Source organism: Salipiger sp. PrR003, assembly GCF_010500785.1.
Classification (GTDB): domain Bacteria; phylum Pseudomonadota; class Alphaproteobacteria; order Rhodobacterales; family Rhodobacteraceae; genus Salipiger; species Salipiger pacificus_A.
On the sequence record NZ_JAAGOV010000037.1, the window covers coordinates 1 to 25,349 of the forward strand.

The following is a 25,349-nucleotide window of genomic DNA, read 5'->3' on the forward strand; positions in this document are numbered from 1 at the left end:
GTCGACGCACACCACCTCGTGGCCGAAGTCGGAGAAACACACGCCCGAGACAAGGCCCACGTAACCGGTGCCGATAATGGCAATCTTCATCGCAACAATCCTCAGAAAAGCAATAACAATGAGCATGATGTACCGCCCTCAAGGCACAACTCAAAGCAGATTCGCTTTGCTGTGCCTGCTGGCGGCCTCATGAGGGGAGGAAGTGGTGCCAGACGGGCAGGCACCAGCCGTATGGCTGTATTGGTCAATGCCTTTTCAGCCGGGAGTAGATCGGTTTCACCACGGCCCATTCCAGATCGGCCAGGCGGGGATGGCGTGCCTTGATCAGGCGGCGCCGGTGAAGAGCCCGTGTTGCAAGATCCGGCTGTACTCCCTGCGGAAGTGGCAGGCCGAAGAGTTCCTGCAGCATGAGCATCTGCAAATCGAAGGCGAGGCGGAAGCCGCGGTCTCGGCGCAGCCAGAGCAGCCAGGGCCAGTCGAGCGCGCCGCCCTCGTTGCGGAGCAGTGCGCGGAGCGGCAGGAGGTAGCGCAAACTGATACCCCCGCGCGCGAGGCCGGTGTGATGCAGCATGTCGTGGCTGATGTTGATCAACAGGCGCATGGACGCATCAGGAACGTAGAACCGCAGCCCGTCGCGGCTGCGCAGCTCGCGCCGGCCCAGCCAATCGCCCTCGGACAGGAAGCGCCCGATGTCGGATTGCAGACCGGCATGCAGATCGAGCGTGCCGACGTACCCCGCCTTCCAGAAGCTGCCGGGGGAATGCGCGTATTCGCTGTCTTCGATCCGCTCGAACCCCGCCTGTGTCAGCAGCTGCTGCGCGCGGGCGATCTCGCTGGGCTCGACCAGCAGATCGACGTCGATCATCAGCCTGTAGAATTGCGCCGGATCGTCCTGGAGCGCCATCTCGCTGGCGCCCTTGATCAGGGTCGGCACGATGCCCTCGGCGTTGAGCAGGCCCGTGCATTCCGTCACCATGGCCCAGAGATTTCCATTCCGCCGACAATTGAGGGAATCGAGTTCTCCGAGATAGGCCATCGCCTCGGGTTCGGCGGCCGGGACGTCGTCCTGGCGCAGCCTTTGAAACAGGGCCGGGGTGACAAACTCGTCGTTCGCCGTTCCGATCAGCCCCGGCCAATCCGGCACATGCCCGAGATCGCCGCAGAGCGCACGACCGAGATGTTCCAGCGGGGAGGACGCTGCGACGCCTGCTTTCATGTGCCTGTCCCATTGCCGTTATAAATTGGCGCAACGCGATTGAAAAAAACCGCAGTAAATTGAAATCGAATTCTTAAAAATCACTTATCAACAATCATTTTCAACAGAAATTCCAAGTAGTTCATACCCCCTTCGCGGTCCGGTCATCCCTCTTCGCAGAAGCGGGACACCTCGGTGAGGGCCCGCTGCAAATCCGAATAGGTCAGCCGCCCGTAGCGCGCGCCATTCAGGCAACCCGCCATGGCCTCGAAGACCTCGGGCGACATCGCCTCCTCGCCGGACCAGGCGGCCCCGAGCAGCACCGAGAAGGTCTCGGCAAGCGACAGCTCCGAGACCGAGGCCGGGCCGTCTTGCTGCCGGTCAAGTTTCAGCACCCAGCCCACGTCCTTCCAGCCAGCCTCACCCGACAGGCCGAGGTAACGCACGCTCAGCGCATCCGGGCGCAAGTGCTGCCCGGCGTCCTGAATCTCGGCCCGGCGGTGGTCGAGCAAGGACCACGATCCTTCCTTGAGCGTCACCGGGAACGGCAGGGCCGAGGCCTCGCCGCTTTGCGAAAGCAGCACGATGTCATCGCTCAGCAGGGCAAATCCGGCGCCTTCTAGCGCGGTCGCAAGCGTGCTCTTGCCCGCTCCCGCGTCGCCCAGCAGCAGCAGACACCGCCCATCCCTGCCAAGCTGCGCGGCGTGCAGCATGATGTATTGCGTATGATCAAAGAGGGTCTCGGTCATCTTGATCTTGAGCAGGGGCACCGCCTCGTGCGGCGCCACCCACTCCATGTCCCCATCGCGGCGCGCGATCCCGATGCGGTCTCCGTCGCGCTGCACCACCAGATGCGCATCGCCCCGTCGGGGCGCCACGGCCAAATGGGCGAAACAGGGCATGAGCTCCGTGCGCAGGGCGTCATCCTCGAAGGCCACCACGACATGAACGCCGGCCAAATCGAGCGTTTCGGAACAGCCGACCCGTGCCGGGCCGCTGGTGGTCGCAAGCGGCTCGAGCGCGCCGATCTGCATCAGGTCAAGAAGAATGCCGCCACCTGTTTCGGCAGCGGCATCCAATGTCACGGACGCAACGCCAAGTTCAAACCCTGCCCAAGCCTCGGCCACCGGGGGAGTGGCCGAAAACAGAAGTTCCTTCTCTGGGACCAAGAGAAGATGCTGACGGTTCACTTGCGCCAGCGTGACCCCTGCAGCGGGGAGGACAAAAAGGGGTTCACTCAACAAATTACGTCTTCTCGAAAATGAAGAAAATCAGGAAGCCGGGTAAAACAAACGCCCGGCCGGCTTAATGCGAGCCGTATCTCTTCTTCATCTTGTACTTGCGACCGGGTTTGCAGTTCACGCCGCCCGAACGGAAGATGCCGCCGGCATTTGCCTGCATCGAGGTCGACAGCAGCGCGGTCACAGCCAGCGGCGTCACCGCTGCATATTTCCCGGCCTTGCCAAGCAATTCACGACGGCCAGGAGACTCGAGAGAATCCCCCATGGGGGTTTTGTCAGTCATTTTAAAACTCCTTTTTCCAATGATTCGAACTATAGCGCAGCCCGCTGGTTGTGCCAATTATCTTTAAGGCTGCGTTAACCGAGGCTGCACACACACTTCACCGCGCGCCGACGCGAGCGCTGCGGGATTATCTTCAGCCGGCGCGGCAAAGCCGTTTCGTTGCAAGAGAATAGACTGCTGTAACAGTCCTATGAGACAGATCGGATCGTACGCGCTGCAGAGGTGGTGATGCCCAAAAAATAGGCAAATCTCTGTTCTCCACTCTGGCAACATTTCGCGAACGCCCGGCCGGGCCGCCGCGCCGTCACGCTGCACGGCCCTTTAACCGGTTGTCCGCGCGCCAAGCCGCTCGCTCGAATCACCCGTTTCGTGCACTCTTCGCACTCCGCGAGGGGCCATTAGCGTCTCGCAAATCGATCGAGCGCGCGTAAGGCAAGTCGCCGCTTGAATAGGCCGGGACCGGCGGTGCACCGAGCAAAGCCGGCCTCAAAACAGAAAGCTCTTGCGTTGTGCGCAAGCTGCCCACAAGACAATAGATATTGATTTCTTAAAATATTTTTTTTGGTAGGAGTTCATTGATGCGCACGGCCTTGGTCACTGGCTCGTCAGGCTTTATAGGGTACCATCTGTGTCAACGACTGCTGCACGATGGGTTTCGCGTCGTAGGGGTCGACAATCTTTCCAACTATTATGACGTGGAGCTGAAACGGCGCAGACAGGCCCTACTACAGAAGCACGCTGATTTCTCAGTTCTCAACAGCGCCATCGAGACCAAAGGCTTGCTTGACGAGATTTTCGCGCGCGAGAGGCCCGACGTCGTTGTGCATCTGGCGGCGCAGGCGGGGGTGCGCCACTCGCTCGAGGATCCGCGCAGCTATCTCGAAAGCAACATGATGGGCACCTTCGAACTGCTCGAGGCGGCGCGTGCCTATCAGCCGGGCCACATGCTGCTGGCCTCGACCTCTTCTGTCTATGGCGCCAACAAGGAAATGCCCTACACCGAATCCGAGCGCACCGATCACCAGATGTCCTTCTACGCGGCAACCAAGAAGGCGACCGAGTGCATGGCGCACAGCTATGCGCATCTTTACGATCTGCCGACCACCATGTTCCGCTTTTTCACAGTCTACGGCCCCTGGGGCCGCCCGGACATGGCGCTTTTCAAGTTCACCAAGGCGATCCTCAGCGGCGCGCCGATCGACGTCTACAACCATGGGCGGATGATGCGCGACTTCACCTATGTCACCGACCTGGTGCAGGGGATCCGGATGCTGATCGACGTGGTGCCCAAGCGGCCAGAGGGCGGCATCGTACCCGAGGGAGACTCGCTTTCCCCGGTCGCGCCGTGGCGGGTGATCAATATCGGCAATTCGCAGGCCGTGCCGCTCGGCGAGTTCATCGCCGCCATCGAGCGGGCCACCGGCCTCGAAGCTCGGCGCAACCCCATGTGCATGCAGCCCGGCGACGTGCCGGCGACCTGGGCCGATGCCTCGCTGCTGCACAGGCTGACCGGCTACCGCCCCGACACCGATCTCGCCAAGGGGGTGCAGGCCTTCGTCGACTGGTACCGCGATTACTACGGCACCAACGACTGGTCGCAGTCCTCGCTCGCCTCGGGCGATCTGCGGCGCATTTCCTAGCCGCGGTCCATACCCCCGCGCGGGCCGCCCCGTGGCGCCCGCGCAGCCTGTTTCCCTGCCCCTGCCTCAGCGCAGCACATGCACCGCGCAATGGGCGTGGCGCACGACCACCGCCGCGGTCGAGCCGAGCAGGTAATCGCTCATCGCCGGCTGGTGCGAGGCAATGACGATCAGGTCGCAAGCGTTCTCTTCGCCATATTCCAGAATAGACCGCCCAGAGTGCCCATCGATCACGATGCCCTTGGCCCCCGGCACCTTCGCCGCCATGTCGCCGAGCTCCTTCTCCAGCGCGGCCCGGGACTGCGCGAGATAGTCCGGCGGCAGGTAGGTGACGGCATAGCCCGGGATGTGCTCCAGCACATGCAGCAAGGTGATCGTCGCGCCGGGCTCGGCAAGCGCTTTGGCGACCTCGAGGGATTTTTGCGCCTTCGAGTCACTGTCGAATGCGATCGGCACCAGAATGTTCTTGTACATGAAAGTTCTCCTTTCCTGACCTGACGGCATCTTGGGCTCTTCGAAGGTATAGCGCCTTGATACAAATCATCCTCCCCGCCCCAAGCTGGCAACACATTTCGGGCACAATTGCGCGCTACTCCTTGGAACGGGCCGCAGAACGCGCCGCCCTCCCCCGACGGATCCGCCCAGATCCATGGGAGGCCCGGGTTTCCCGGCAGACCTGCAAGAATGGTCACCCTCGCCCCCAAGAGAACGGATTTTCCGCCGGGCCAGCGCCCGCGGTGCATAAGAGGAGCCCGCCCATGCGTTATCTGATTGCTGAAACCACCTGGAAGATGATGAGCCTCGGTCACGCCTTGGCGCAGACCGGCACGCTGCTGACCCGCTGCGAGGCCGCCGAGGACATCGAAGAGTTCCACCGCATCGGCGCGCACGACCTCCTGGTGATCGAGGCCAGCGTGCTGCGAAACCAGACCACGCTGACCCGTCTGCGCGAGCGGAATCCCGAGGTGCCGATCGCGGTCATCTCGCGAGAGGCGGACGGCGCTCAGATCGCCGCCTGGCTGATGGCTGGCGCCGACACCGTGTTGCCCTCCGAAGCCTCCTCCGAAGAAATCCTTGCCCGCCTCGGCGCAGTGGCGCGGCGCGCGCATGGCGTGTCGCTGCCGGTCAGCGATTGCGGCCCGCTGCGCTTCGACCTCGAGAAACGCCGGGTGCATTTCGGCGCCACGACGCTCTCGCTTTCGCCCAAGCTCTACGAGATCCTCGAGTTCCTCGCCCTGCGCCCCGGCCGCCTCGCCACGCGCGAGACGCTGATGAACCACGTCTACGGCTTCGAGAACGAGCCGGCGCCGCGGGTCTTTGACGTTTACATGTGCAACCTGCGCGCCCATCTCGCCCCGGTCGAGGCAGCGCTCGCCATCGAGACGGTGCGCGGCGAGGGCTACCGGCTGCGTGTCTCCGAGCGCCGCGGCACTGCGCGAACGATGGCTGCCTGAGCCCCCCTGCGGCGGGGTGGCAAGGTCAGTAGACCGCCGCCACCTCGTAGAGCACCGGCTCGAAGCTGCGGCACAGATCGTTGAACCGGCGGTTCCAGGCGCGCATCTCGGAGCTGCGCAGCATGGCGAGGAAATCCTCGCGCCGCTCCCATTGCGAGTAATTGGCGATACGGGTCTGCGCGTCGTTCACGTGCAAGCCCGCCCCCACGAACCCCGGCTGCTTCGAGATAAAGGCGTCATAGGCCTCTTCCAGCGCCTCGAGCAGGTCCTGGCAGGTGCCCGGGCTGGTCTCGAATGTGGTGACGACCGTCTGGGCGGAGCTGGGGTGGGTGATGGTGGGCATGAGATCCTCCTCCTGTGCCCCGTGCAGTCTGCCAGAAATCCCCGCGCCGCCAAAGCCTTCCCTTCGCCGCGCGGCGCGGTCATCACACCTCGCGGAAACACGCCGGTCGTCCAAGAAAGGGGGCGCAATCACGCGTTGGACCTGATAGGGTCTGCACAAAACACGGATCACCCGGAACAGGCACGGACAGACCGGAACAGGCATGAGCAGTCCCCGTATCGACGAGACGCTGCGCGAGCAGCTGCTCTCTCGCCCCGACATGATTCTCGATGATCGCGACCTGATGCAGGCGCTCATCGCGTCGAACGAACGCGCCATGGGCTCCAATATCGTGGACCTGCGCGGCATCGCCATGGAGCGGCTGGAGTCCCGCCTCGACCGGCTCGAGGACACCCACCGCAGCGTCATCGCGGCCGCCTACGAGAACCTCGCCGGCACCAACCAGATCCATCGCGCCATCCTGCGAATGCTCGATCCGGTGGCTTTCGAGCCCTTCCTGCGCGATCTCAACGGCGAGGTTGCCGCGATCCTGCGAGTTGACGTCATGCGGCTGGTGCTGGAAACCGGCCACCCCGACGACACCCGCGCCGTCAGCAAGCTCGGCGACGTGTTGTCCCTGGCCGAGCCCGGCTTCGTCTCGAGCTACCTTACCGAGCGCACCGACGCGCCGCTGCGGCAGGTTACCCTGCGCCAGCTCGGCGCCGGCGACACCCGCATCTTCGGACCGCGCGCTGACTTGATCCGCTCCGAGGCCTGCCTCAAGCTCGACTTCGGCCCGCGCCGCCTGCCCGGCCTGCTGGTCATGGGCTCCGAGGATCCGCAGATGTTCACGCCGCAGCAGGGCACCGATCTGCTCGCCTTCTTCGGCGGGGTCTTCGAGCGCACCATGCGGCGCTGGCTGTCGTGAGCCTCGCGCTCACACCCGCCGCGCGCGACGCGCTGCAGACCTGGCTCGAGCACGCCCGCGCGCTGAAGAACGCCTCGGAGAACACCATCACCGCCTATCGTGGCGACGTGGCCGAGTTCATCGCCTTCCAGACGATGCACCACGCCGAGCCGCAGGGGCTGAAGCCCCTGGCGCGGGTGACCACGCCGGACATGCGCGCCTTCCTCGCCCACCTGCATGGCAATGGCTGCGCCGCCCGCTCCATGGCACGCAAGCTCTCGGCGGTGAAAAGCTTCTACCGCTGGCTCGCCGAGCGCGAGGGCTTCGAGCCCACCGCGGTGCTTTCGGCGCGCGCGCCCAAGTTCCAAAAAAAGCTGCCCCGTCCGCTCACCGAGGACGCCGCCCGCGCGATGATCGACACCGTCGAGATGCAGTCGCGCGAGGGCTGGGTCGGGGCGCGCGACGCGGCCGTGGTCACCCTGCTCTACGGCTGTGGCCTGCGGATCTCCGAAGCGCTGGGGCTGACTGGCGCCGACTGGCCGTTCGACGAGTCGCTGCGCATTCTCGGCAAGGGCGGCAAGGAGCGCATCGTGCCCGTGCTCCCCGTGGCACGCCGCGCGGTCGAGATCTACCTGCGGCTCTGCCCCTTCGAGATCACCCCCGACAGCCCGCTTTTCCGGGGCGCCCGCGGCGGCAAGCTCAATGCCCGGCTGATCCAGTCGGTGACCGAAAAGGCACGCATGCAGCTTGGCCTGCCCGCCAGTGCCACGCCCCATGCCATGCGCCACAGCTTCGCCACGCACCTGCTGTCGGCCGGGGGCGACCTGCGCGCCATCCAGGAGCTGCTGGGCCACGCCTCGCTCTCGACCACCCAGGCCTATACCTCGGTCGACAGCGTGCACCTGATGAAGGTCTACGAGGCCACCCATCCCAAGGCGGGCTGAGCTTGCCCTGCTGCGCCCAAGGGCGCAGAACACCGGCATGACAGCACCTGATACATCTTTCGAGTCGCCCTTCTGGGCCGAAGGCGCGCTGGTCGCCGGGGTGGATGAAGTCGGCCGCGGGCCGCTCGCCGGGCCGGTGGTCGCCGCCGCGGTTATCCTCGATCCGGCGCTGATCCCCCTCGGGCTCAACGACTCCAAGAAACTCACCCTCAAGCGCCGCGAGGCGCTCGAGCCGATCATCCGCGCACAGGCGCAGGTCGGCCTGGGCGTGGCTTCGGTCGAGGAGATCGACGAGATCAACATCCTGCAGGCCACCTACCTCGCCATGCGCCGTGCCGTTGCGGCACTGCCCACCGCCCCCGCGCATCTGCTGATCGACGGCAACCGCCTGCCGTCCGATCTGCCCTGCCCCGCGACGGCTGTGGTTAAGGGGGATGGTAAGTCTGTGAGTATCTCGGCTGCTTCGATCGTCGCGAAGATCTGGCGCGACGATCTGATGCGGGACTTGGCGCAACAGTATCCCCATTACGGCTGGGAAACGAACGCAGGCTACGGCTCCAAAAGACACATGGATGGCCTTCGAGATTTCGGTGTGACCCCACACCATAGAAGATCCTTCGCACCCATACACAATATCTTGTATCAAGACGCAAACGTAAGGTCCTGATTTAAAAAAACAAATTGACCCCGATTCGCTGTTCCCTCATTTTATCCCCAATCCAAGAGCGCAAAAATGCGCCGGGGCAGAGGCAGAGAATGACAGCAATGACGAAAACCAAGGGCGCAACTGCGCTCCCGCTCAACACGATTCTTTCCGGCGATTGCATCGAGCAGATGAATGCGCTGCCGGAGGCGTCGGTTGACCTGATCTTCGCGGATCCCCCCTACAACCTTCAGCTGAAGGGCGATCTGCACCGCCCCGACAACTCCCGCGTCGATGCCGTCGACGACCATTGGGACCAATTCGACAGCTTCGCTGTCTACGACCGCTTCACCCGCGACTGGCTCAAGGCCGCCAAGCGCCTGCTGAAGCCGAACGGTGCGCTCTGGGTCATCGGCTCCTATCACAACATCTTCCGCGTCGGCGCGGCGCTGCAGGATGCGGGCTACTGGATCCTCAACGACGTCGTTTGGCGCAAGTCGAACCCGATGCCGAACTTCCGCGGCAAGCGCTTCACCAACGCCCATGAGACGATGATCTGGGCCTCGAAGAGCGAGGGCGCCAAGTACACCTTCAACTACGAGGCGCTGAAGGCGCTGAACGAAGGCGTGCAGATGCGCTCCGACTGGGTGCTGCCGATCTGCAATGGCGGCGAGCGGCTGAAGGACGCCAACGGCGACAAGGCGCACCCGACGCAGAAACCCGCCTCGCTGCTGCATCGCGTTCTTGTCGGCTCGACCAACCCCGGCGATGTAGTGCTCGACCCGTTCTTCGGCACCGGCACCACCGGCGCCGTCGCCAAGATGCTGGGCCGCGACTTCATCGGCATCGAGCGCGAGGCGGACTACCGCGAGGTCGCCGAGAAGCGCATCGCCTCGATCCGCCCCTTCGACCGCTCGTCGCTGGAAGTGACCCGCGCCAAGCGCGCTGAGCCCCGCGTGCCCTTCGGCCAGGTGGTCGAGCGCGGCATGCTGAGCCCCGGCGAGATGCTGGTGTCCTCCTCGGGCAAGAGCGCCAAGGTGCGCGCCGATGGCACGCTGATCGGCGACGAAGTTAAAGGCTCGATCCACCAGGTCGGCGCCCAGCTCGAGGGCGCACCCTCGTGCAACGGCTGGACCTACTGGCACTTCAAGCGCGAGGGCAAGCTTGTGCCAATCGACGTGCTGCGCCAGCAGATCCGCGACGAGATGGCCGACCGTCCGAACTGAGTTTCAGGAACAAGACAAAGGTTTCACGACCGCCGGTGCCTGCTTCGGCAGGCACGAACTTGCCCCGCCAGCGCACCCGCGCGGCGGGGCTTTTTCTATCCCTGTATCAGTGATTTAGCTTCGTGCCGGAGCGGCTCAGCGCCGCCCCGCCATCTTCCGCAGCGTGCCGTCGCGCCAAAACCTCTCGTGCACGGCGACCATGGCGATATGTCCGACGATCAAGACTGCCAGCACCCAGCCCAGTTCGCCGTGCAGCAGTCCGGCCAGGCTCGTGGCCCATGCGATCTCAACCTCGCGCGGGGCAAAGACCTCGAACCCGAACGGCGCAAACCCCCGTGTTCCGCCCCAGGCGCGCAGCAGGGCCAGGGTGGGGATGGCAATCATCAACGCGTAGAGAAGCCCGTGGCCCGCGGCCGCGGCCTTGGCGAGCATCCCCGTGCCATGATCCGGGCGGCGCTTGCGGCTCGCCAGCGCCCACAGCGCGCGGAACATCACCAGCCAGAAGATGACAAAGCCCACCGTCTGGTGCGTGCCGACGAAGAAGCCGACGAAATCATTGCGTCCGAAGATCAGCTTCAGCCCCATGCCGAGGAACTGCCAGAGGATCAGCACCGCCACCGCCCAGTGCAGCCCCCGCGAGACCGCGCCGTAGCGGTCAGAGCTGTCGAAAATCTGCATCGTAATCTCTCCTGAAAGTCAGGGCTGCGAGAGCCCGTCGACCATGACCATCACCCGCCCTTCCGAGCAGCGTTCGACCCGAGCATCGATGCCATAGACCTGCGACAGGCTCCGCGGTGTCAGCACGTCCGAGGGCGCGCCCGAACCGCGCAGGGCGCCGCCTTCCAGCAGCACCACCCGGTCGGCCCACTGCGCCGCCAGCGCCAGATCGTGCAGCACGGCGATCACGATGCGCCCCTCGCGGGCCAGCTTTCGCGCCTCCGACAGCAGTTGGAACTGCCGTGCCAGATCAAGCGCCGAAGTCGGCTCGTCGAGCAGCAGGAGCTTCGGATCGCGGATCATCGCCTGCGCCAGCCCCACCGCCTGCCGCTGCCCGCCAGAAAGCGCCGCCATGGGGCGCAGCGCCAGCTCGGCCAGACCGAAGCGCGCCAGGACCTCCAGCGCATGCCGCCCCGCCGCAGGGCCGCGCAGCGCGCGCCCCGCGAGACCGCCGCCCGCGTTCATCGCCACCATCAGGCTGTCAAGCACTGTCAGCGCCGAACGGCTCTCGAGGCTCTGCGGCATGAAGCCCACGAGCCGGGCCTGCTCGGCGCGCGGCAGGGCGTGCAGCGCCCGACCTTCCAGCGTGATCTCTCCAGTCGAGGGCAGCAGCCCGGCAATCGCCCGCAGCAGGGTCGATTTGCCAGCCGCATTCGGCCCGGCGATCACCGCGAATTCCCCCATGGCGAAGGGCGGCAAACTCAGACCGTCGATCACCCGGCGCGGACCACGCGCGACGGTCAGATCGCGAATATCAAGGCTCATCGCGCCTCCCTCCGCAGCACGAGAGCAAAGAACACCGGCAGGCCGACCAGCGAGGTCACGATCCCCACCGGCAGCAGGATCCCGGGCACCAGCAGCTTCGAGGCAACCGAGGCGAGCGACATCAGCAGTGCCCCGGTGAAGAGGCTTGCCGGCAGCAGAAAACGGTGATCCTCGCCCACTGCCATCCGCGCAATATGCGGCCCGGCGAGGCCGACGAAGCCGATCACGCCGACCATGGAGACCGACGCCGCCGCCAGCAGGCTCACCCGCACCAGCGTCCAGCGCCGCAGGTGCGCCACGTCGAGCCCGAAGCCCTGCGCCTGATCGGCCCCGAGCCGCAGCGCCGTCAGCCGCCACGACGCGGCGAGCGAGAAAGGCAGGCAGGCCGCCAGCACCAGCGCCAGCATTGCGATGCCCTCCCAGCGCGCGTTGACGAGGCTGCCCATGGTCCAGAACACCAGCTGCTGCAGCGCATCCGGCGAGGCGACAAATTGCACCAGCGCCAGCAGCGCCGCGGCGGTGAAGTTGACCGCAATGCCGAGCAGGATGACCACCTCGGAGCCGCCGCCCCGCAAGGCGGATGCCAGCTGCAGCAGCCCCAGCGCCAGAAGCGCGAAGACAAAGGCGTTGCCCGACACCGACCAGAGCGCCGGGATGCCCGGCAAGGACAGCCCCAGCACGATCGCCACCCCCGCGCCAAGCGCCGCCGAGGCCGAGATGCCGAGCGTGAAGGGTTCGGCCAGCGGGTTGTCGAGCACGGTCTGCATCTCGGCCCCAGAGAGTGACAGCGCCGCGCCCACGAGCAGCGCCATGATCGCGACCGGCAGGCGGACCTGCCAGACGATCACCTCTGCGGCCTTCGGCACCTCGCCTGCCCCGGTCAAAGCGCCAAGCACCTGCCCGAGCGGCAAGCCCGACGGCCCCGAGACCAGATCGAGAAGCACCGAGAACCCCGCGCCCAGTCCCAGCAGGGCGACGAGCAGAACCCGGCGCTGGCTGCGCCGCGACTGCTCGGCAAGGATCGCCTGGACCGCGCTCATTCGGCAGGGGTCCAGTAGCTTCCGGTCATCTCGACCGGCGAGAAGCGATCCTCGAACTCGGCCATGGTGGCCATCGGGTCAAGATCCGGGAAGAGGTCCGGGTGGAAGCGCTTGGCCAGCGCCTCGATCAGCGCGATATGCGCCGGGAAATCGTTGAACAGGTGCCAGATGCCGATGGCCCGCCCCTCTCGCACCGCCCGGAGGTCGGCGAAGCCGGGGGTGGCGAGCAGCGCGGCGAAGCTCTGCGCCGCCGTCTCTGCGCCGATCCCCGCGCCCAGCACCAACCCGCCGCGGGCCTTCATATGCGCGCCGCCGGTGGCGAGGTAGACATCCGGGTCCGAGGCCAGCAGGTTCTCCAGCCCGACGTTGCCCATCACCCCGGGCACGCTGTCACGGCCGATGTTGTAGCCTCCCGCGGCCTCGACGAACTCGTCAAAGACCCCCGGCCCCACGGTGGCGCAGCAGTTGGTCGGCGCGGCATGCACGTGGATGAAGACCCGCGGCGGCGCAGGCTGAGCGGCCTTCAGCGTGGCCCGGACCTTGTCGAGGTGGCTCTGGTAGAAACCGGCAAACGCCTCTGCCCTCTCTTCGGCCCCGGTCAGCGCACCGATCAGCCGCAGGCTCGGCAGGGTGTTCTCGAGCGGCGCGGTGAAGAAGTCGACAAAGGCCACCGGAATGCCCGCCGCGTCCAGCTGGCGCAGCGGCATCTCCATCTGCGGGTCCGTCGCGTCCATCAGGCTCAGCAACACGAGGTCGGGCATCAGCGCGATCGTGCTCTCGACCGAGAGCAGACGGTTGCCTGCCCCCACCGGCGCCACGTCAGCCAGCGCCGGGAACTTCGCGAGATAGGCCTCATAGGTCGCCGGATCGAGTCCCTTGTCCTGCCGCCAGCCCGCCAGCAGCGCCACCGGGTCCGCGTGCAGCATGCCCAGCACCGCAAGATGCCGCCCCTCGCCCAGCACGATCCGCCGCGCCGGTTCTTCCAGCACCACCTCGCGCCCGGCCAGGTCGGTCACCCGAATCTCGGCGCGCGCCGAGCCCGCCCCGAGCAGCAGCGACGCCAGAACCACGGAAAGACCCATCAAAAGCCAGCTCGAGGTAAGAATGCACGGATGCCTGAGACGCGGCGTCATGAGAGTCCTTTCTTCGGCATGATCGGCCATTGCAGCCGGGGCCAAGGGAAATTACTTGAGTGGTATTGTCAACTAATAAGCCCGAGAGCGGATCCCATGTGCGAAACTGCCCCGCAGACCCCGTTGCCGCCGCATCGCGGACGGGACGCAACGCTGGAAATCCTCGCGACGCCAGTCTCTTCGCACGTCCTCACCAGTCGCGTTCTGCCGCGCGAAACCTGCGGCCCGGACGCTCCCGACGTGCCCGCAACGCGGCTCTTCCTTGCGGTTCCCAAGGCACCCGCGCCGAAGAGAGGTTGGCCGATCCTCTACCTGCTCGACGGGAATGCGGCCTTCGACTTCCTGACGGCCGCGCTGCTCGAAGGAGCACCTGGGCTGATCGTCGCCGGGATCGGTTACGACACCGACAAGCAGTTTGCCCGCAGCCATCGCATCTTCGACTATTCTCCGCCCGTGGCGCCCGGCGCCGCGCCGCGGCCCGACCCGCACCACCCCGAGCGGCGCGCCGGCGGCGCCGAGGCCTATCTCGCCCGGCTGACCGGTGGCATTCGCGCCGAGGTCGAGCATGGCCTGCCGGTCGACGCCGCAAGGCGAACGCTCTGGGGGCACAGCTTCGGCGGGCTCTTCACGCTCTATACCGCGCTGACAAGGCCAGACAGCTTTGCCCGCTTCGCCGCAATCAGCCCGTCGGTCTGGTGGGACGAGACGCTGGTCGCCCGGCTTGTCTCGCAGCGCGGCATCGCCGCAGGCCCGCCCCGGGCACTGCACTTCGGCATGGGCGACAAGGAGAAGCGCACAGGCAGCGCCGGGCCGCAGCCCGAGGGACCGCCCCCGCCCACCCAGCGGATCATCGAGCAGCTTCGCGGTGCGCCCGCCGGGCTAGAGATCTCGGCCCAGGTCTACCCCGGCGCGGTGCATATCGCCTCGCTCCCGGCCTCGCTGCCCGGGACGCTGGCGTTGGCGGCCCGGTAGAAAGCGAAACCGGGCCCTGGCTCAAGCCCTCTCCCGCAGCAGCGCCTCGGCCTGCGCCATGCGCACCGAGAATTCCGGCCCCAGTGCCTCGGCCGCAACCTGCGAGACCATCTCGGGATGCAGCAGCGGCAGATCGAGCGGCTCGACCCGCGCTGCGTGGGCGTCCCAAAGCCCGGCATGCAGGTCGCGCCCGGCGTGGTCACGCGCCGCACGCACATGGGTGAGCGTGCCCGAGTAGCGCCGGTGTTCATGGCCCCGGATCAACCGGTTGGTGCCGGTAACGAGCAATACCACCGCGTCGAGCACCGCCTCCGGCAGGCTGCCGAGCGGCGTGCCGCCCTGCTTGAGAAAGCCCACCACCGCCGCGCGGCTGTCGAGTTCGGGATGGCTGTCCGGGTCGTGACCGGCAATGGCCAAGAGGGCGCGCAGCGCCTCGGCGTCCGAAAGCTCGGGTTCGGCCCGCCAGCACTCGGCGGGGTAGCTGTCGAGCAGGGCGACAAGCCCCGGCGCGCGGCCGCGCGTCGCCAGCTCCACCGCGATCTCCTGCGCCAGGATACCGCCCACCGACCACCCGGCGAGATGGATCACGCCTCGCGGCGCCTGCGCCTCGATCCGGTCGGCGTAATCTACGGCGAGCCTGCGCAGGGTGCCAGGCAGCGGCGCGCCGGTCAGCAGCGGCGACTGCACGGCGAAGACCGGGCGCGGCGTCGTCAACGTCCGCGCCAGTCGCCGGTAGCCCCAGCCGAGCCCGCCCGCCGGATGCAGGATGAAGAGCGGCGCGCCCTCCCCCTCGGCCAGCGGCAGCAGCGGCGCGAGCCCCGCCTGCGCCGTCTCCGCCATCTCGAGCGCCCGGGCGAGCTGGGCAAGCCCCGGGGTTTCGAAGATCTGCCCCAGCCCCGAATCCTGCCCGAAGGTGGCCTCGATGCGGAAACTGAGGGTCAGCGCGGTCAGGCTGTCGCCGCCAAGGTCGAAAAAATCCGCCTCGCGGCTCGGTGTCTGGGGCAGGTGCAGCACGTCGCGGTAGAGGGCGGCGAGACGCTCCTCGACCGGGCCGACCGGAGGTGTGCCGACGGGCATCTCGAGCACCGGCGCGGGCAGCGCCTTGCGGTCGAGCTTGCCCGAACTGGTCATCGGCCAGCTCTGGAGCGCCACCACCGCAGAGGGCACCATATGCGCGGGCAGCGCGGTCGCCAGTTCCGCCATGAGCGGCGCGCTGTCGAAGCGCGCCCCCGTCAGCACATAGGCCACGAGACGCGGGTCCGCGCCGCCGTCGGCGCGGGCGATCACCACCGCATCGCGCACCAGCCCCGTCGCCTTGATCGCGCCCTCGATCTCGCCCGGCTCGATGCGCATGCCGCGGATCTTCACCTGATGATCGGCCCGGCCCGCGTAGACCACCGCGCCGTCGGGCCGCAGATAGGCCAAGTCGCCCGTCGCATAGAGCCGCTCGCCGGGGCGGAAGGGATCGGGGATGAAACGCTGCTCGGTCAGGTCGGGGCGGCCGAGGTACCCCCGCGCCAGCTGCACCCCGCCGAGGTAGAGCTGTCCGTGCACCCCGGGCGGCACCGGGCGCAGGCGCGCGTCGAGCACCTGGACGCGGGTGTTCCACACCGGGAAACCGATGGGCAGCGGCAGGCTGTCGTCCTGGGGGGCGGCCTCCCAATAGGTCACGTCCACCGCCGCTTCGGTCGGGCCGTAGAGATTGTGGAGCTGGGCCGTTACCCGCGCGTGGAACCGCGTGCGGTGTTCGGCGGTCAGCGCCTCGCCCGAGCAGAAGACGCGGGTCAGCGACAGCCCCTCGGAGGCCGGGGCCTCGAGGAAGGCCGAGAGCATCGAGGGCACGAAATGCATCGTGGTGATGCCCTGCGTGCGCACCAGCCCGGCGATGGCCGAGGGATCGCGATGCGCACCCGGCTCGGCAAAGACCAGCGTGCCGCCGCAGAGATAGGGCAGGAACAGCTCCCAGACCGAGACGTCGAAGGTGGTCGGCGTCTTCTGCAGGATGCGATCCGTGGTATCGATACCGTAATGGTCGCGCATCCACAGAAGCCGGTTCACGATCGCGCGGTGCTCGATCATCACGCCTTTGGGCTCGCCGGTGGAGCCGGAGGTAAAGAGGATATAGGCCAGATCGTCCGGCGTGGTGCCGGGCTCCGGCGCCGCGCCGGTCGCGAGCCATGACCCGGGCGCAAAGGCGGCCATGCCCCCGGCGTCAAGATCACCCTCCGCCAGCAGCGCGACCGCGCCGGTGCGCTCGAGCAGCGCGGCAAGCCGCGCGGGCGGATTCTCGGGGTCGAGCGGCACATAGGCGGCGCCGGCGCGCAGGATGGCCACCAGCGCGACGGCCAGATGTTCGCAGCGCGGCAGCGCCGTGGCCACCACCTTGCCCGGCCCGGCGCCCTGCGCGCGCAGCGCGGCGGCAAGCGCGGCGGAGCGGCGGTCCAGTTCGGCGTAGCTGAGCGTCTTCTTGCCATAGACAACCGCCGGCGCCTCGGGCGCGGCGCGCATCTGCGCGAGGATCAGCTCGGTGAGCGTGGTGTCGGGAATCTCATGATCGGTGGCGTTGACCTCCTCGACCGCCCAACGTTCTTCGTCCGCCGTCAGTGTCGGCACCTCGGAGAGCCGCTCAGCCTTCAGCGCCGCCGTCAGGAACGCTGCCAGCCGGTCGAGATGCCGCTGCGCCGCGTCAGCCGAATAGAGTTCCGGGTTGCTGTCGATCTCCAAAGACAGCGAGGCGGTCGCGTCGCCCCGGAAGGTGGCGGTTATATCGTCCACCGCCCCGGCCCCGAGGATATGCAGATGCGCCTCGAGCCCGGCGAAGCGCGGCGGCATGTCGAAGGGCTGGACGTTGATCATCGGGCCGTAGAGCCGCGCGTCGATGGCGGTGCGCCGCAGGTCCCGGCGCAGCTGTTCCGACCGATAGCGGCCATGCTTGCGTAGCGCGCCGAGCCGCTTCGCCTCGGCTTTCAGAAGCTCAAGGAGCGGCCTGTCCTCGTCGGGGTCGCAGCGATAGGGCAGGACGTTCATCCACATGCAGGGCACGCGGGCCGCTCTGGTGCCCATGCGGGCCATGAAGGGCAGGCCGTAAACCCGCTCGCCCGCACCCGAGACGCGCGAGAAATAGGCCGCGCTGAGCACCGTGAGCACATCCGGCCAGCCGACGCCCGCCGCCTTGGAAACGGAGTTCAACGCCTCGCAAAACTCGGGCGGCAGGTCCAATCGCGCGCGGTCGAAGCGCGCCGAGGTGACCGCGCGCCCCTCGGCAGGTCCGGCGACCGTCTCGAGGCCCCGCATCTCGGCCAGCCAGAAGGCGGCATCGGCGGCCCGGCGGTCGGACTGACGATAGGCCGCGTCGTCCTCCAGAACCGGGTCCAGCGCCGGGAAGGCAGCGGGGGTCTTGCCGGTCGCCTCTGCGGAATAGATCTCGCCCACGCGGTTGGTCAGCAGCACGATGCCGAAGCCATCGGTGGCAAGGTGGTGGATGCGCTCGTACCAAAAGGCCCGGGCCCCGCCGAGGAGGTAGAGCACGAAGCGCCCGGCTTGTTCGTCGGCAAGATCCACAGCGCGGCCACTGTCAGCCATCATCCGGGCCCGGGCCTCTCCCTCGGGATCGTCCAGCCCCGAAAGGTCCACCACTTCGAGCCGCGGTCCCACCTCTGCGAGCCATTGCCGCGGCGCGCCGCCCTGCATGCCGAAGCGCAGACGCAGCGCCGGGCTCTGAGCCGCCGCCGTCTCGAAGGCGCGGGCGAAGCGGTCCACGTCGAGCGGGCCGAGCAGCTCGATGTACTGGCCGCAGTTGAAGATCGGGTTCGCGCGGTCGAGCGCCTGTGCATACCACAGGCCCTCCTGCGCCTCGGTCAGCGGGAAAGCCGCGCGCCCCGTCGCCATGTCAGGCCCCGGCGTGCTGGGCCGCGACCACGCCCCACCAGGCGGCGAAGGTCTGGTGCTCCCAGATCTCTGAGAGATCCGCCTCCTCGGCCGCCTCCTGCCAGGTCATGACCAGCGACATGAGCCGCATGGAGTCGAGCCCGAGATCGAAGAGGTTGGCCTCGGCGGTGATCTCCTCGGGAGTGATCTCCAGCGCCTCGGCGATATCGGCGCGCATCTTGTCCTGCGTAAGGCTCACGCGGTCTCTCCTTTTTCCAGGTATTTATCTTTCAGCGCGGCGCGCAGGGCCTTGCGGCTGACCTTGCCCACTGCGGTGGTCTCGAAAGCGGGCACGAAGACGATCTGGTCGGGCACCTTGAACTCGGCGATGCCGCGGCTGCGGACAAAGGCCTTGAGGTCCTTTGACTGCACCTCGACCGCATCGCTGCGCACCACGAAAGCGCAGGTCTTCTCGCCGAGGAAGCGGTCGGGCACCGAGACCACCGCTGCGTCGAAGACGCCTTCGTGGGCGATCAGATGATCCTCGACCTCCTCGGCAGAGATCTTCTCGCCGGCGCGGTTGATGTGATCGCCTGCCCGGCCGCGCACCTCGAGATAGCCGCCGGGCAGGCGGCGCACCACGTCGCCGGTGCGGTAGAATCCATCGGCAGTGAAACTGCGGGCGTTGGCCGAAGGCTCCTCGTAGTAGCCGCGAATGGTGTAGGGCCCTCGGGTGTAAAGGTTGCCGGGTTCGCCTTCGGGGACCGGATTGCCTGCATCGTCAAGCACCAGCACCTCGTCGTCGGCGCTGATCGGCCGGCCCTGAGTATTGATGATGATCTCTTCGGGGTCGTCGAGCCGGGTGTAGTTCACCAGCCCCTCGGCCATGCCGAAGACCTGCTGCAGGGTGCAGCCAAGCAAGGGTCGCACCCTCGCCGCCGCCTCGGGGATGAATTTCGCGCCGCCGACGCCCAGCACCTCAAGGCTCGAAAGGTCGTGCTTGCTGCGCGGCGCGGCCTGCATCCACAGGAGCGCGAGGGGCGGCACGAGGCCGGTGATCGTGACACCATGCTCGGCGATCAACCTGAAGGCGACCTCGGGCTGCGGGTTGGGGCTCATCACCACCGTGCCGCCCGCATGCAGGGTGCCGAGATAGCCGGGAGAGCTCATCGGAAAGTTGTGCGCAGCGGGCAGCGCGCACAGGTAGACGCTGTCGGCGCTCAGCCCGCAGATCTCGGCCGAGGCGCGGACGCTGTAGAGATAGTCGTCGTGCGTGCGGGGGATCAGCTTCGGCAGACCGGTGGAACCGCCGGAGATCTGCAGGAAGGCGACCGCGCGCGGGTCGCGCGCGACCGGGGCGGCGAGCCCCTGGTCGCCGAGACTGTCGAGGGCGGTGAACTCTGCGGCCTCACCCGCCACGATCACATGCGCGACGCTGTCGATCTCGGCCAGTACCTTGCGCGCCATCGGCAAGTAGTCGAAACCGTCGTGCCGGTCGGCAACCACATAAGCGCGGGCGCCGGACTTGGCGGCAAGGTGCAGAACCTCGGTCTCGCGGTGCGCGGGGAGCGCGTAGACCGGCACCAGCCCGGCGTAGAAAAGGCCGAAGACCGCGACGAGGAATTCGGCGCGGTTCGGCAGCTGCACAAGCACGCGCTCGCCCGGCACCAGCCCCAGACCTGCGAAGCCCTCGGCAGCGATGCGGGCGCGGCGGGCCAGCTCGGCGTAGCTCCAGCGGGCCTCACCGGCGACCAGCGCAAGGCGCGCGCCGTGAGTCGCCTCCAGCCGGTCCAGCATCTGACCGAAGGTCTCCCCCTGCCAATAGCCCTTGTCCACATAGCGTTTCGCGAAGTCTTCGGGCCAAATCTGCTGGGGGATGCTCATGGTCTTGTCGCCTCTGACTGTTCCTGCACCGCGCGTCGGATCGCGCCTTTGCGCTACCAATCACTACAAAAACAGTCAACTTACAAGCCCGTGTATTTGAGTCGGGAATTCAGCGCCGTTCCCTGACGCGTGCTTCAGCCCCTCCGGCTCAGGTAGACCCCCAGCAGGATCAGGGCGACCCCGGCGAGCTGCATCCAGAGCACGGCCTCGACCCCGCGCAGCAAATCCAGAGCGACGCTCGAGAGCATCTGCCCGGCGACCAACAGACCGCCGGTCAGCGCCGCACCGAGCCGCGGGATGAGCCAGCTGCCGCTGGCCACGAAGACCACACCGATTGCCCCGCCCACCCAGGCGAACCAATGGGCGGAGGCCGCCTCGGCGGGCCAGAAGCTGCCCGCGATCAGCGCGCAGGGCACAAGCACCGCGAAGCCGACAAGGTGGTTCCAGAACGACGACTGCATGGCCGAGGTCGAGAGCGCGAGCCGCCCGTTGAGCTGGCGCGACAGCGCCACCAGCATGCCCGAGCAGAGGCCGAGAAGGATCATCCAGATCATGCCGCGCCCGCCCGTGCGAAGATGATCAGCAGCGTGCCCCCGACGATTGCCGCCAGCGCCAGCAAGTCGTTGCGCCGCGGCAGCCGCCGCTCGAGCCCCAGTGCGCCGGTGGCGTCGAAGAGCAGCGCCAGCAGCACCTGACCGGCGAGCCCCAGCGCCATCGTACCGGTCAGCGCCAAGGACGAGTTCACCACCACCGTCGAGACGACCACCGTCAGCGCGCCTGAGATGCCGCCGAGATACGCCCAGAGCGGCGCCCGACCCACAGACGCACGGGCCTGCACCGGCTTGCGGAGCCGGAACAGCAGGAGCAGCACCACAGCCACCACCGTGCCGACGCCATGGGCGGTCAGCGAGGCGAAGATCGGCGTCGTATGCGCGGCCATCATGCCGTTGCTGAGCAGCATGAGCGTCAGCAAGCTTCCGGCGCAGAGGGCGGCAAGGATCTCGAAAGGGTGCGGCCGGCGCGGCTCTGCGGCGGGGGGAATACGGGCAGCCATGGTCTGTCCTGCTGTCTGGAGGGCACTTGCAACCTCCTTACGCTGCGGAAGTGGCGGAGGTAAGCCCCCGGTTGCGCGAGATATTGCACCGCGCGGCACGAGCGCCTCCGGCCGCCGCAAGTACGCCCTGCTGGCGCGGCGGCTTCGCCGGGAATGGGCGTGTTCAGCCCAGCCCCTAGGGAAGCTTTATTCTGGATTGATTTAGTCAGGTATTGAGCATCGCTTGCGTTCGTGCCAGACAGAGCGAGAATGGAGTCCTATCTCCCCGTGCATGCCAGCCTCCGGACCCCCGCGGGCGAGCCCTTCTAGCCAAAGTCAGGAGACCCAAGTTTTGCGTATTCTCCGCATGACCCTGCCGCTTCTCATGCTGCTGCCGGTGCCGCTCGCCGCCCAGCAGGCCGGGACCGGCACCGCCGGAACGCTCTCGCTCGAGCTCAACACCACCAAGAGCGTCGAGAGCGGCTGCCAGCTCAGCTTCCTCATAGAAAACGGCCATGACACCGACATCGACGCGGCGGTTTACGAGACCGTGCTGCTGAACACCGAAGGGCAAGTCGACCGGCTGACCCTCTTCGATTTCGGCGCCCTGCCCGCCGGCCGTCCGCGCGTGCGCCAGTTCGTGGTGCCCGGCACTGGTTGCGAGGGCCTCGGACAAATTCTCATCAATGGTGCCAACCGGTGCGAGGCGGGCGGCACCGAGTCGAACCTCTGCACCAAGGGGCTCGAGCTTAGGTCGCGCAGCGACGTGGAGGTGATCGGATGATCGATACGATCCTGGACGGCCTGCGCCGCATCGCCGACCTCGGCGGACCGGTGGTTCTGCTGCTGGTCGCCATCTCGCTGCTGACGCTGGCGGTGGTGCTCTACAAACTCTGGCAGTTCGCTGCCTCGGGCGTCGGCCGCCACGCAGCGCTGCGCGAGGCGGTCAACGCCTGGGACCGCGGCGACCGCGCCGGCGCGCGCGAGGCGCTGAACCGCTCGCGCTCCTACCTGCGCCCGGTGATCGATATGGCCATGTCCGGCCAGACCGATCCGGCACGGCTCGAAGCCGAGGCCGAGACCCGTTTCGCCCGGCTCGAAAAAGGGTTCCGACTGCTCGACTCCGTGTCGCAGTTGGCGCCGCTGCTGGGTCTCTTCGGAACCGTGCTCGGGATGATCTCGGCCTTCCAGTCGCTGCAGGACGCGGGCAGCCAGGTCGACCCGTCGATCCTTGCGGGCGGCATCTGGGTGGCGCTGCTGACCACGGCGGTCGGCCTCGTTGTCGCCATGCCCACCGCCGTGATCCTGAGCTGGTTCGAGGCGCGCATGGAATCCGAGCGCGTGCTGGCCGAGCGCGCGGTGCACACCATCCTGTCGCCCACCGGCAGCACCGCCGAGGCGCGGCTGGCCGAGGGTGCCGCACGCCATGCGTAAGATCCGCCGGCGGCGGAGGCTGTCGATGACCTCGCTCATCGACGTGATCTTCCTGCTGCTGCTCTTCTTCATGCTGACCTCGACCTTTACGCGCTTCGCCGAGGTGGAACTCGCCGCCGCCGGATCCGGGGCCACTGCCGCGGACACCCGCCCGCTGTTCCTGCAGCTCGGGCCCGAGACGGTCCGGCTCAACGGCGCCGAGATGACCCTCGAGGAGCTTCCGGCCAAGCTGGGCGAGACGCGGGGCGAAGTCGCCGAGAACACACCCCCGCAGCCGCTCATCGTGGCGCTGCGCGGCGAGGTCTCATCGCAACGGCTGACGGATCTGCTGGTGGCCCTGCGCGGCGTCAGCGGCTTCCGCGCCACGGTTCTGGGAGCGTCGTGATGCGCCGCAGGAAACAGAAATCCGAGCGCGAACCAACGATCGCGCTGATCAACATCGTCTTCCTGATGCTGGTCTTCTTCCTCGTCGCGGGCACCGTCGCGCGGCCGCTCGATCCGGCGCTGAACCTCGTGCACACCGCCGATCTCGAAGGTGCCGCGCCCGCCGACGCGCTGGTGATCAACGCCGATGGCAGCATGTCCGTCCGCGGCGAAGCGATCGAGGCGCCCGAGGCCTTCCTCGAAGCGCTCGGCGACGAGGCGATGACGCTCGCGCGTCTTGTGCCCGACCGCGACCTGCCCGCCGCAAGGCTGGTGGAGATCGGCCGTGCCCTGCGTGCCGCCGGGGCCGAGAAGGTGATGATCGTCACCGAAAGGGGGCTTGAATGATCGCATCCTCGCGCAAGGTGAAGCTGGCCGCCGCAGTGCTGGCGCTTTCTGCTCATGGCGGCGCATTGCTGGCGGTGATGCCGCCGAAGATGCAGGCCGAGATGGAGGGCATGGCCGGTGGCAGCGACCTCGCCCTCGGCACGGATTTCGCCGACATGGCCGTGGGTACGATCAGCGCCGATCCGGTCGAGGAGACCGCCGAGACGGTCGAGCCCGACCAGCCGGAGCCGATCCAGCCGCAGCAGATCCAAAAGGCGCAGCCCGTTGCCCCTGTGCCCGCACCCGAGCCCCCTCGCGAGGCCGAGCTGACCGCCGCCCTGCCCGTGGTTCCCCCGCTCGAGGCAGAGCCGGTGCTGCCAGTCGCGCCGGTGGCGCCTGTCGAGCCCGAGGACCAGCCCGAGCCTGAGCTTCTGGAGGCGCAGCCGCCGCAGACAGTAGATACGCCCGAACCGGAGATCGCCGGTCCCGCGAAGCCCGAGCCGGAAACGCTCACCGCCGAGGCCCCGGAACCCGAGACGCTCGCCGCCGAAGAGCCCGAGCCCGAAGACGTCACCGAGACCGCGCCGGAGCAGTCCGCGCGTCCGAAACTGCGCACACCCGATGTCGCGCAACGCGCGCGGGAGCCCGAACCGCAGCCCCAACGCAAGCCCGAGCCAGCCCCCGAGCCGCGCCGTCAGGCCGCGCGTCCGCAGGGCAATGCCGAGCAGAACGCCACCGCCGGGGCGGCGACCGGTCGCGCCGGAGGCAGCTCGGCCACCGCGGGCAACGGCGGCAAGGCGCAGGAGGCCGGCAATGCCGCCGTCAGCAATTACCCCGGGCTGGTGATGCGCAAGCTCTCGCGGGTGCCGCGGCCCCGGGTGAACGCGCGCGGCGCGGCCGTCATCGCCTTCAAGGTCTCCGGCAACGGCGGTCTTGCGGGAGCCTCGGTGGCGCGCAGCTCCGGCTCGGCGACGCTGGACCAGGCAGCTTTGCGTGTTGTGCGCAGCGCCTCGCCCTTCCCCGCGCCACCGGCGGGGGCGCAGACGAGCTTCACGATCCAGATCAAGGGACGGTGATCGGGCGCCGCCCTCAGAGCGAGAGCAAGCCCCGCGCCATGGCCATCGACAGCGCCTGCTCGGGCGCGGCGACGCCCAGCGTCCTGCAGGCGCTGAGCAGGTGGCGGGCGGCCTCTTGCTCGGTGATCGTGAAGCGCTCGGCCACCTCATGCAGCCGCAGCCCGTGCGCGAGATAGCCAAGCACGTCGCGCTCCCGCGCACTCAGCTGCGCCCAGGGCGACTCGCAGATCCATTCCTGCGCGGTCTCCTCGCCTGGCGGCAGGATCGCGTCGTTGAGCATCGCCGAGATCGCGCGGAACGCGCGCGCCGTTCCCGGACCGTACAAATCCTTCGGGTCGCTGGCGCAACCAAGCACGATGGTGCGCTCGCTGGCACCGACGATCCAGGTCTGAGTGAGCAGATAATGGTACTCGAAGTCCATCAGGCAGCCATACAGGTCGCGCTGACGCGTGCCGCCCGACCGGCGGTACCTCTCCGAGACATCGACGAATTGCCTCCTGACGCCCGCCTTGCAGGCGGCCAGGACGGGATCGACTTCGTAGAAACGGGCCTGATGGTAGTGCCGCAACCAGCGCATATCCATCGAACTACGCAGCCACGCCACCTCGCGCGAGTCGCGCATGATCGCGCCGCAATTGAGGTCCGTGGCCCCGATCCTGCGCCCGATCCGCACCGCCGCATCCCAGGAGTCCTGCGCGCTTTGCGCCCCTGCAAGGGTGTCAGCCGTGTCGATCAACAGCTTCGCGTAACGAGTCGAAACCATGTCACTCACGTCTTCGTTTGCGTATCCCACCTCAATGTGAACACGGGATTGCATGAAAGG

Annotated in this window: 28 protein-coding genes; 12 read left to right on the top strand and 16 right to left on the bottom strand. The window is 67.4% G+C overall.

Annotated elements, in window-relative coordinates:
• The 4 genes from G0D83_RS11395 to G0D83_RS11410 all read right to left on the bottom strand — a co-directional run.
• On the bottom strand, nt 1-90 hold a 90-nt coding region (locus tag G0D83_RS11395), incomplete at its 3' end, for a hypothetical protein (protein ID WP_164193639.1).
• Nucleotides 91-244: 154 nt separating this feature from the next.
• On the bottom strand, nt 245-1,216 hold the full coding sequence (locus G0D83_RS11400; protein ID WP_164193643.1) for a nucleotidyltransferase family protein: 972 nt from the start codon (nt 1,214-1,216) through the stop codon (nt 245-247).
• A 143-nt stretch (nt 1,217-1,359) separates the two neighbouring features.
• The gene (locus G0D83_RS11405; protein ID WP_164193647.1) at nt 1,360-2,436 is read right to left on the bottom strand and encodes a hypothetical protein; all 1,077 of its coding nucleotides are present in this window, start codon (nt 2,434-2,436) and stop codon (nt 1,360-1,362) included.
• Nucleotides 2,437-2,500: 64 nt separating this feature from the next.
• Entirely contained in the window at nt 2,501-2,719 is a 219-nt protein-coding gene (locus G0D83_RS11410; protein WP_203594904.1) for a hypothetical protein, read from the bottom strand.
• A gap of 578 nt (nt 2,720-3,297) precedes the next feature.
• Here G0D83_RS11410 and G0D83_RS11415 point away from each other — a divergent pair.
• On the top strand, nt 3,298-4,359 hold the full coding sequence (locus G0D83_RS11415; RefSeq protein ID WP_164193668.1) for an SDR family NAD(P)-dependent oxidoreductase: 1,062 nt from the start codon (nt 3,298-3,300) through the stop codon (nt 4,357-4,359).
• Nucleotides 4,360-4,425: 66 nt separating this feature from the next.
• Here the strand turns inward: G0D83_RS11415 and G0D83_RS11420 are convergent, their stop codons facing one another.
• Entirely contained in the window at nt 4,426-4,833 is a 408-nt protein-coding gene (locus tag G0D83_RS11420) for a universal stress protein (RefSeq protein ID WP_164193671.1), read from the bottom strand.
• A 284-nt stretch (nt 4,834-5,117) separates the two neighbouring features.
• Here G0D83_RS11420 and G0D83_RS11425 point away from each other — a divergent pair, with 284 nt between their 5' ends.
• Entirely contained in the window at nt 5,118-5,813 is a 696-nt protein-coding gene (locus tag G0D83_RS11425) for a winged helix family transcriptional regulator (RefSeq protein WP_164193674.1), read from the top strand.
• Between the two features lie 25 nt (nt 5,814-5,838).
• On the opposite strand, the gene G0D83_RS11430 is transcribed toward G0D83_RS11425, so the two are convergent.
• Nucleotides 5,839-6,156: an antibiotic biosynthesis monooxygenase gene (locus G0D83_RS11430; protein WP_095883755.1), complete on the bottom strand. Its 318-nt coding sequence runs from the start codon at nt 6,154-6,156 to the stop codon at nt 5,839-5,841.
• Between the two features lie 202 nt (nt 6,157-6,358).
• Here G0D83_RS11430 and G0D83_RS11435 point away from each other — a divergent pair, with 202 nt between their 5' ends.
• The 4 genes from G0D83_RS11435 (at nt 6,359) to G0D83_RS11450 (ending at nt 9,855) form a co-directional block, all read left to right on the top strand.
• Nucleotides 6,359-7,063, top strand: a complete 705-nt coding sequence (locus tag G0D83_RS11435; RefSeq protein ID WP_095883756.1) for a DUF484 family protein — start codon at nt 6,359-6,361, stop codon at nt 7,061-7,063.
• Nucleotides 7,060-7,986 carry a tyrosine recombinase XerC gene (locus G0D83_RS11440; RefSeq protein WP_164193677.1) on the top strand — a complete coding sequence of 309 codons (927 nt, stop codon included), beginning with the start codon at nt 7,060-7,062 and terminating at the stop codon, nt 7,984-7,986. Before G0D83_RS11435 ends, G0D83_RS11440 begins: the two co-directional genes overlap by 4 nt.
• A 37-nt stretch (nt 7,987-8,023) precedes the next feature.
• A complete protein-coding gene (locus tag G0D83_RS11445; RefSeq protein ID WP_164193681.1) occupies nt 8,024-8,653 on the top strand; it encodes a ribonuclease HII in 630 nt (209 codons plus the stop codon).
• 89 nt (nt 8,654-8,742) lie between these two features.
• Nucleotides 8,743-9,855, top strand: a complete 1,113-nt coding sequence (locus tag G0D83_RS11450) for a site-specific DNA-methyltransferase (protein WP_164193684.1) — start codon at nt 8,743-8,745, stop codon at nt 9,853-9,855.
• 135 nt (nt 9,856-9,990) lie between these two features.
• Here G0D83_RS11450 and G0D83_RS11455 read toward each other — a convergent pair whose 3' ends face one another.
• Genes G0D83_RS11455 through G0D83_RS11470 form a run of 4 tightly spaced genes read right to left on the bottom strand, consistent with a single transcriptional unit; the run spans nt 9,991 to nt 13,510 of the window.
• Nucleotides 9,991-10,533: a cytochrome b gene (locus G0D83_RS11455; RefSeq protein WP_164193687.1), complete on the bottom strand. Its 543-nt coding sequence runs from the start codon at nt 10,531-10,533 to the stop codon at nt 9,991-9,993.
• An 18-nt stretch (nt 10,534-10,551) separates the two neighbouring features.
• A complete protein-coding gene (locus G0D83_RS11460) occupies nt 10,552-11,337 on the bottom strand; it encodes an ABC transporter ATP-binding protein (RefSeq protein WP_164193691.1) in 786 nt (261 codons plus the stop codon).
• Nucleotides 11,334-12,377, bottom strand: a complete 1,044-nt coding sequence (locus G0D83_RS11465) for an iron ABC transporter permease (RefSeq protein WP_164193694.1) — start codon at nt 12,375-12,377, stop codon at nt 11,334-11,336. Before G0D83_RS11465 ends, G0D83_RS11460 begins: the two co-directional genes overlap by 4 nt.
• Nucleotides 12,374-13,510: an ABC transporter substrate-binding protein gene (locus tag G0D83_RS11470; protein ID WP_203594905.1), complete on the bottom strand. Its 1,137-nt coding sequence runs from the start codon at nt 13,508-13,510 to the stop codon at nt 12,374-12,376. Before G0D83_RS11470 ends, G0D83_RS11465 begins: the two co-directional genes overlap by 4 nt.
• 96 nt (nt 13,511-13,606) lie before the next feature.
• Here G0D83_RS11470 and G0D83_RS11475 point away from each other — a divergent pair, with 96 nt between their 5' ends.
• Complete coding sequence (locus tag G0D83_RS11475) at nt 13,607-14,482, top strand: alpha/beta hydrolase (RefSeq protein WP_164193698.1); 876 nt, start codon at nt 13,607-13,609, stop codon at nt 14,480-14,482.
• Between the two features lie 21 nt (nt 14,483-14,503).
• Here the strand turns inward: G0D83_RS11475 and G0D83_RS11480 are convergent, their stop codons facing one another.
• The 5 genes from G0D83_RS11480 to G0D83_RS11500 all read right to left on the bottom strand — a co-directional run bounded on the left by G0D83_RS11480 (nt 14,504) and on the right by G0D83_RS11500 (nt 21,287).
• On the bottom strand, nt 14,504-18,370 hold the full coding sequence (locus G0D83_RS11480; protein ID WP_164193702.1) for a non-ribosomal peptide synthetase: 3,867 nt from the start codon (nt 18,368-18,370) through the stop codon (nt 14,504-14,506).
• 1 nt (nt 18,371) lies between these two features.
• Nucleotides 18,372-18,608, bottom strand: coding sequence for a phosphopantetheine-binding protein (locus tag G0D83_RS11485; RefSeq protein WP_203594906.1), 237 nt, complete (start codon nt 18,606-18,608; stop codon nt 18,372-18,374).
• Nucleotides 18,605-20,233: a (2,3-dihydroxybenzoyl)adenylate synthase gene (locus G0D83_RS11490; protein WP_164193706.1), complete on the bottom strand. Its 1,629-nt coding sequence runs from the start codon at nt 20,231-20,233 to the stop codon at nt 18,605-18,607. Before G0D83_RS11490 ends, G0D83_RS11485 begins: the two co-directional genes overlap by 4 nt.
• A 134-nt stretch (nt 20,234-20,367) precedes the next feature.
• Complete coding sequence (locus G0D83_RS11495; RefSeq protein ID WP_164193710.1) at nt 20,368-20,787, bottom strand: DMT family transporter; 420 nt, start codon at nt 20,785-20,787, stop codon at nt 20,368-20,370.
• Entirely contained in the window at nt 20,784-21,287 is a 504-nt protein-coding gene (locus G0D83_RS11500) for a DMT family transporter (RefSeq protein WP_164193713.1), read from the bottom strand. Before G0D83_RS11500 ends, G0D83_RS11495 begins: the two co-directional genes overlap by 4 nt.
• Before the next feature lie 331 nt (nt 21,288-21,618).
• On the opposite strand from G0D83_RS11500, the gene G0D83_RS11505 reads away from it, so the two are divergent.
• From G0D83_RS11505 to G0D83_RS11525, 5 genes are read left to right on the top strand one after another with little or no spacing between them, the layout of a single operon-like run.
• Nucleotides 21,619-22,050, top strand: coding sequence for a hypothetical protein (locus G0D83_RS11505; protein WP_370457228.1), 432 nt, complete (start codon nt 21,619-21,621; stop codon nt 22,048-22,050).
• Nucleotides 22,047-22,700, top strand: a complete 654-nt coding sequence (locus tag G0D83_RS11510; protein ID WP_164193715.1) for a MotA/TolQ/ExbB proton channel family protein — start codon at nt 22,047-22,049, stop codon at nt 22,698-22,700. Before G0D83_RS11505 ends, G0D83_RS11510 begins: the two co-directional genes overlap by 4 nt.
• Entirely contained in the window at nt 22,693-23,085 is a 393-nt protein-coding gene (locus G0D83_RS11515; protein ID WP_255455546.1) for a biopolymer transporter ExbD, read from the top strand. Before G0D83_RS11510 ends, G0D83_RS11515 begins: the two co-directional genes overlap by 8 nt.
• Nucleotides 23,085-23,471, top strand: coding sequence for a biopolymer transporter ExbD (locus tag G0D83_RS11520; RefSeq protein WP_108968248.1), 387 nt, complete (start codon nt 23,085-23,087; stop codon nt 23,469-23,471). The genes G0D83_RS11515 and G0D83_RS11520 overlap by 1 nt, the downstream gene beginning before the upstream one ends.
• Nucleotides 23,468-24,526: an energy transducer TonB gene (locus G0D83_RS11525; RefSeq protein ID WP_164193723.1), complete on the top strand. Its 1,059-nt coding sequence runs from the start codon at nt 23,468-23,470 to the stop codon at nt 24,524-24,526. The genes G0D83_RS11520 and G0D83_RS11525 overlap by 4 nt, the downstream gene beginning before the upstream one ends.
• A 13-nt stretch (nt 24,527-24,539) precedes the next feature.
• Here G0D83_RS11525 and G0D83_RS11530 read toward each other — a convergent pair whose 3' ends face one another.
• Entirely contained in the window at nt 24,540-25,289 is a 750-nt protein-coding gene (locus G0D83_RS11530; protein WP_164193726.1) for an autoinducer binding domain-containing protein, read from the bottom strand.
• Nucleotides 25,290-25,349 lie beyond the last annotated feature (60 nt).

Coding starts and splice junctions, on each gene's coding strand:
- G0D83_RS11455 (WP_164193687.1), bottom strand. CDS start 10,533: ATGCAGATTTTCGACAGCTCTGACCGCTACGGCGCGGTCTCGCGGGGG.
- G0D83_RS11460 (WP_164193691.1), bottom strand. CDS start 11,337: ATGAGCCTTGATATTCGCGATCTGACCGTCGCGCGTGGTCCGCGCCGG.
- G0D83_RS11450 (WP_164193684.1), top strand. CDS start 8,743: ATGACAGCAATGACGAAAACCAAGGGCGCAACTGCGCTCCCGCTCAAC.
- G0D83_RS11430 (WP_095883755.1), bottom strand. CDS start 6,156: ATGCCCACCATCACCCACCCCAGCTCCGCCCAGACGGTCGTCACCACA.
- G0D83_RS11510 (WP_164193715.1), top strand. CDS start 22,047: ATGATCGATACGATCCTGGACGGCCTGCGCCGCATCGCCGACCTCGGC.
- G0D83_RS11415 (WP_164193668.1), top strand. CDS start 3,298: ATGCGCACGGCCTTGGTCACTGGCTCGTCAGGCTTTATAGGGTACCAT.
- G0D83_RS11480 (WP_164193702.1), bottom strand. CDS start 18,370: ATGGCGACGGGGCGCGCGGCTTTCCCGCTGACCGAGGCGCAGGAGGGC.
- G0D83_RS11495 (WP_164193710.1), bottom strand. CDS start 20,787: ATGATCTGGATGATCCTTCTCGGCCTCTGCTCGGGCATGCTGGTGGCG.
- G0D83_RS11490 (WP_164193706.1), bottom strand. CDS start 20,233: ATGAGCATCCCCCAGCAGATTTGGCCCGAAGACTTCGCGAAACGCTAT.
- G0D83_RS11435 (WP_095883756.1), top strand. CDS start 6,359: ATGAGCAGTCCCCGTATCGACGAGACGCTGCGCGAGCAGCTGCTCTCT.
- G0D83_RS11500 (WP_164193713.1), bottom strand. CDS start 21,287: ATGGCTGCCCGTATTCCCCCCGCCGCAGAGCCGCGCCGGCCGCACCCT.
- G0D83_RS11515 (WP_255455546.1), top strand. CDS start 22,693: ATGCGTAAGATCCGCCGGCGGCGGAGGCTGTCGATGACCTCGCTCATC.
- G0D83_RS11425 (WP_164193674.1), top strand. CDS start 5,118: ATGCGTTATCTGATTGCTGAAACCACCTGGAAGATGATGAGCCTCGGT.
- G0D83_RS11525 (WP_164193723.1), top strand. CDS start 23,468: ATGATCGCATCCTCGCGCAAGGTGAAGCTGGCCGCCGCAGTGCTGGCG.
- G0D83_RS11410 (WP_203594904.1), bottom strand. CDS start 2,719: ATGACTGACAAAACCCCCATGGGGGATTCTCTCGAGTCTCCTGGCCGT.
- G0D83_RS11400 (WP_164193643.1), bottom strand. CDS start 1,216: ATGAAAGCAGGCGTCGCAGCGTCCTCCCCGCTGGAACATCTCGGTCGT.
- G0D83_RS11475 (WP_164193698.1), top strand. CDS start 13,607: ATGTGCGAAACTGCCCCGCAGACCCCGTTGCCGCCGCATCGCGGACGG.
- G0D83_RS11420 (WP_164193671.1), bottom strand. CDS start 4,833: ATGTACAAGAACATTCTGGTGCCGATCGCATTCGACAGTGACTCGAAG.
- G0D83_RS11520 (WP_108968248.1), top strand. CDS start 23,085: ATGCGCCGCAGGAAACAGAAATCCGAGCGCGAACCAACGATCGCGCTG.
- G0D83_RS11470 (WP_203594905.1), bottom strand. CDS start 13,510: ATGACGCCGCGTCTCAGGCATCCGTGCATTCTTACCTCGAGCTGGCTT.
- G0D83_RS11445 (WP_164193681.1), top strand. CDS start 8,024: ATGACAGCACCTGATACATCTTTCGAGTCGCCCTTCTGGGCCGAAGGC.
- G0D83_RS11530 (WP_164193726.1), bottom strand. CDS start 25,289: ATGGTTTCGACTCGTTACGCGAAGCTGTTGATCGACACGGCTGACACC.
- G0D83_RS11465 (WP_164193694.1), bottom strand. CDS start 12,377: ATGAGCGCGGTCCAGGCGATCCTTGCCGAGCAGTCGCGGCGCAGCCAG.